The organism is Flavobacterium sp. FG68, from assembly GCF_057808895.1.
The window spans coordinates 1-4,838 of record NZ_JBMDIY010000069.1 but is presented as its reverse complement, the minus strand read 5'-3'; the positions used below and the strand labels follow the sequence as shown (position 1 = coordinate 4,838).

Here is a 4,838-nt window from a genome sequence, read left to right as displayed (position 1 = left end):
ATCTTTGTCGAGCTTCTTGCGTGTCCTTCGACTTCGCTCAGGATGACAAACTGTACGGTTACAAAATCTTCACTTAATCTTGTCATCCCGAGGAACGAGGGATCTGCGTAAGTAACACCACAAACTAAATCGCCAATCTTTGCCGAGCTTCTTGCGTGTCCTTCGACTTCGCTCAGGATGACAAACTGTATGGTTACAGAATCTTTACCCAATCTTGTCATCCCGAGGAACGAGGGATCTGCGCAAGTAACTCCACAAACTAAATCGCCAATCTTTGTCGAGCTTCTTGCGTGTCCTTCGACTTCGCTCAGGATGACAAACTGTGTGGTTAACACTGGTGTTCAGGATGACAAACTGTATCTGATATTTTTACAAGGAGCAAAAAATCTAAAATCTAAACTCAGAAATCTAAAATAAAAAATCCCAAACTCTTTTGGAATTTGGGATTTAAAATATTGTAATTTAAAAATCGTTAGATTTTCTTCATTTGTTCTTTCATCATCGAGATTTGCTCTTTCAGCATTCCTTGTTTGTCTAATTTTTTAGCTTCGGCTAATAAATTAGTTGCTTCCAGTTTTCTGCGGCGTGACATTGCTACTCCGGCAAGGTTTAATTTAGCTACAGCAAGATCCATATCCATTGATAGTCCAAGCTCGATCGCTTTTTTGAAATGTTTCTCAGCCTGAATTAAATTAGTCTGCGAAAGCATGATACCGTGTAGGTAATTAAAATATCCTTGTTGTTTTCTTACTAAAGCAGTTTCTGGATTTTTGATGTATGCTAACCATTTTTTAGCGCCTTCGAAGTCTTGTTTTCTTAATTTAAGAAAGGCTAAAAGGATAAATTCATTTTTAAAATAAAGAAAAATAGGAATTGCAGACAATAATATAAGGAAGATACCATTACCGGTTTCTTTGTCTACAATTTGCCAAACGCCAGCTATTATAAGAAGTCCGGCCAAAATAAGTTTGATAATTTTATTAAACATAATTCATGTAAATTTGTGATTGCAAATATAGTAAAATGAATTAAAAATATTTTTATAAAACTACTTGCCAGAAAAAAAAGTCTTTGTATATTTGCACTCGGTTTTTGAGCAACGGAATTCAAAAACAGAAAAATAGATAATAGACACCATTTTAAAGATACAAAGCAATGAGCAAAAGAACATTTCAACCATCGAAAAGAAAAAGAAGAAATAAGCACGGATTTATGGACAGAATGGCTTCTGCGAATGGAAGAAAAGTTCTAGCGCGTAGAAGAGCAAAAGGAAGACATAAATTGACTGTTTCTAGCGAACCTAGACACAAAAAATAATGTTTGTATAAACATACATAAGGCGATTACTTTTTTAGTATCGCCTTTTTTTATACCTTGTCGGTAAAAATTTTCTCAACATTCTAGTTTTTAGTACACTAAGAATGTTTTTTAAAATACTTTTATATAACTACACAATACATACAAAATGCCTAAAGACACATCAATTAAATCAGTTTTAATAATAGGTTCGGGACCTATTGTTATTGGTCAAGCTTGCGAATTCGATTATGCAGGATCTCAATCTGCACGTTCGATTCGTGAAGAGGGAATTGAAGTTATCTTGATTAACTCCAATCCAGCGACAATTATGACCGACCCATCTATGGCCGATCATATTTATTTGAAACCATTAACTACTAAATCGATTATTGAAATTCTGAAGGAACACCCGCAAATTGATGCAGTTTTGCCAACAATGGGAGGGCAGACCGCTTTGAACTTGTGTCTGGAAGCGGAAGAAAAAGGAATCTGGCAGGATTTCGGAGTAAGATTAATAGGAGTTGATGTAAACGCGATTAATATTACCGAAGACAGAGAGCAGTTTAAACAGCTTTTAGAAAGAATAAATGTACCAACTGCACCTGCAAAAACAGCTACTTCATATTTAGAAGGAAAAGAAATTGCACAGGAATTTGGTTTTCCGCTTGTAATTCGTCCATCGTTTACACTTGGTGGAACAGGAGCAGCGGTTGTTTACAAAAAAGAAGATTTTGATGAGCTTTTAACCCGTGGACTTGAAGCGTCTCCAATTCACGAAGTTTTAATTGATAAAGCTTTAATGGGATGGAAAGAGTACGAATTAGAGCTTTTAAGAGATAAAAATGATAATGTTGTAATTATCTGTTCTATCGAAAATATGGACCCAATGGGAATCCACACCGGAGATTCGATTACCGTTGCGCCGGCAATGACATTATCTGATACCACTTTCCAAAAATTACGTGACTACGCAATTTTAATGATGAGAAGTATCGGAAATTTTGCTGGAGGATGTAACGTACAATTCGCAGTTTCTCCAGATGAAAAAGAAGATATCGTAGCCATCGAGATTAACCCTCGTGTATCTCGTTCATCTGCTTTAGCATCAAAAGCAACAGGTTATCCAATTGCAAAAATTGCTTCTAAACTGGCTTTAGGATATAACTTAGATGAATTACAAAACCAAATTACAAAATCGACTTCGGCTCTTTTTGAACCAACTTTAGATTATGTAATCGTAAAAATACCACGTTGGAACTTCGATAAATTTGAAGGATCAGACAGAACTTTAGGTCTTCAGATGAAATCTGTAGGTGAAGTTATGGGAATTGGACGTTCTTTTCAGGAAGCGCTTCACAAAGCAACCCAATCTTTAGAAATTAAAAGAAACGGTTTAGGAGCTGACGGAAAAGGATATAAAGATTACGAACAAATCATTGAAAAGCTTACGTATGCAAGCTGGGACAGGGTTTTTGTAATTTATGATGCCATTGCAATGGGAATTCCGTTGAGCAGAATACATGAAATTACAAGAATCGATATGTGGTTCCTGAAACAATACGAAGAACTTTATGTTTTAGAGAAAGAAATTTCGAACTATAAAGTTTCAAACCTTCCTAAAGAATTATTACTTGAAGCCAAACAAAAAGGTTTCGCCGACAGACAATTAGCTCACATGATGAACTGTCTGGAAAGTGAAGTGCATTCTTTACGTATGGAGAAAAACATCAACCGTGTATTTAAACTGGTTGATACGTGTGCGGCTGAATTTAAAGCAAAAACTCCTTATTACTACTCCACTTTTGAAGCAGAAATCGAAAAAGCAAACGGAGAGCGTTTTGTGGATAATGAAAGTATCGTAACAGATAAAAAGAAAGTTATCGTTTTAGGTTCAGGACCAAACAGAATTGGGCAGGGAATTGAGTTTGATTATTCTTGTGTACACGGAGTTTTAGCAGCAAAAGAATGTGGTTACGAAACAATCATGATTAACTGTAATCCTGAAACAGTTTCAACAGATTTTGATACGGCTGATAAATTATACTTCGAACCAGTTTTCTGGGAGCATATTTATGACATCATTCAGCACGAAAAACCAGAAGGAGTAATCGTTCAGTTAGGTGGACAAACTGCTTTGAAATTGGCTGATAAACTTTCTAAATACGGTGTAAAAATCATCGGAACTAGTTTTGATGCGCTTGATTTGGCAGAAGACAGAGGAAGATTCTCAGATTTATTGACAGAATTACATATTCCTTTCCCAAGATTCGGAATCGCTGAAACGGCAGACGAAGCTTCAAAATTAGCGGATAGTTTAGATTTCCCGCTTTTAATTCGCCCTTCTTATGTATTAGGAGGTCAGGGAATGAAAATTGTAATCAACAAAAAAGAGCTTGAAGAGCACGTTATCGATTTGTTGAAAACAATTCCAGGAAACAAATTACTTTTAGATCACTACTTAGCCGGAGCAATCGAAGCCGAAGCGGATGCAATTTGTGATGCTGACGGAAATGTATATATCATAGGAATTATGGAGCATATCGAACCTTGCGGAGTTCACTCTGGAGATAGTAATGCAACATTGCCTCCTTTTAACTTAGGAGAATTCGTGATGCAGCAAATTAAAGATCATACGCATAAAATTGCAAGAGCTTTAAAAACAGTTGGTTTAATCAATATTCAGTTTGCGATAAAAGATGATACGGTTTATATTATCGAAGCAAATCCAAGAGCTTCAAGAACGGTTCCGTTTATTGCAAAAGCTTACGGAGAGCCTTATGTAAACTACGCTACAAAAGTAATGCTAGGTCATAGTAAAGTAACTGACTTTGATTTTAACCCGCAATTAAAAGGATACGCAATCAAACAACCGGTTTTCTCTTTCAGCAAATTTCCGAATGTAAACAAAGCGTTAGGGCCAGAAATGAAATCAACAGGAGAAAGCATCTTGTTTATTGATGACTTAAAAGACGATCAATTCTACGAATTGTACTCTAGAAGAAAAATGTATTTGAGTAAATAAGCTTAGATTCTATTATAACAAAAAAGCTCCAATGTAAATTGGAGCTTTTTCTTTTTTACTTTGCATATAAGACGCACTGCTGTGCGCCTCTACGATATGCTTTGTGGTTATTTGTTGAAGAAAATATTCATCCCAATTTTCCGTAGAGACGCACAGCAGTGCGTCTACGTCCAGTATTGACGCCCTGTTATTTACTTTGCGCATAAGACGCACTGCTGTGCGCCTCTACGATATGCTTTGTGGTAATTTGTATCAAGAAAATATTCATTCCAATTTTCCGTAGAGACGCACTGCTGTGCGTCTACGTCCAGTATTCACGTCTGTTGATTTACTTTGCGCATAAGACGCACTGCTGTGCGTCTCTACGATATACTTTGTGTGGTTTGTTTGTCGAATAAATATATATTCACCCCGTTTTTCTGTAGAGACGCACAGCAGTGCGTCTACGCCCAGTATTCACACCTGTTGATTTACTTTGCGCATAAGACGCACTGCTGTGCGTCTCTACGATATACTT

Annotated in this window: 4 protein-coding genes; 2 read left to right on the top strand and 2 right to left on the bottom strand. The window is 36.5% G+C overall.

Going from position 1 to position 4,838, the window contains the following annotated elements; translation table 11 throughout:
- A partial coding sequence (locus ACODSB_RS23910) for a hypothetical protein (protein WP_488938879.1) occupies nucleotides 1-212 on the bottom strand: 212 nt, incomplete at its 3' end.
- Nucleotides 213-472: 260 nt separating this feature from the next.
- On the bottom strand, nucleotides 473-988 hold the full coding sequence (locus ACODSB_RS23905) for a hypothetical protein (RefSeq protein ID WP_053474518.1): 516 nt from the start codon (nucleotides 986-988) through the stop codon (nucleotides 473-475).
- Nucleotides 989-1,155: 167 nt separating this feature from the next.
- Here ACODSB_RS23905 and rpmH point away from each other — a divergent pair, with 167 nt between their 5' ends.
- Both rpmH and carB read left to right on the top strand, forming a co-directional pair.
- The gene (gene rpmH, locus ACODSB_RS23900) at nucleotides 1,156-1,317 is read left to right on the top strand and encodes a 50S ribosomal protein L34 (RefSeq protein WP_008464848.1); all 162 of its coding nucleotides are present in this window, start codon (nucleotides 1,156-1,158) and stop codon (nucleotides 1,315-1,317) included.
- 148 nt (nucleotides 1,318-1,465) lie between these two features.
- Nucleotides 1,466-4,321, top strand: coding sequence for a carbamoyl-phosphate synthase large subunit (carB, locus tag ACODSB_RS23895; protein ID WP_488938878.1), 2,856 nt, complete (start codon nucleotides 1,466-1,468; stop codon nucleotides 4,319-4,321).
- Nucleotides 4,322-4,838 lie beyond the last annotated feature (517 nt).

Bases quoted from the DNA above. Each gene is read 5' to 3' on its own strand.
- ACODSB_RS23905 (WP_053474518.1), bottom strand. From the start codon at position 988: ATGTTTAATAAAATTATCAAACTTATTTTGGCCGGACTTCTTATAATA.
- rpmH (WP_008464848.1), top strand. From the start codon at position 1,156: ATGAGCAAAAGAACATTTCAACCATCGAAAAGAAAAAGAAGAAATAAG.
- carB (WP_488938878.1), top strand. From the start codon at position 1,466: ATGCCTAAAGACACATCAATTAAATCAGTTTTAATAATAGGTTCGGGA.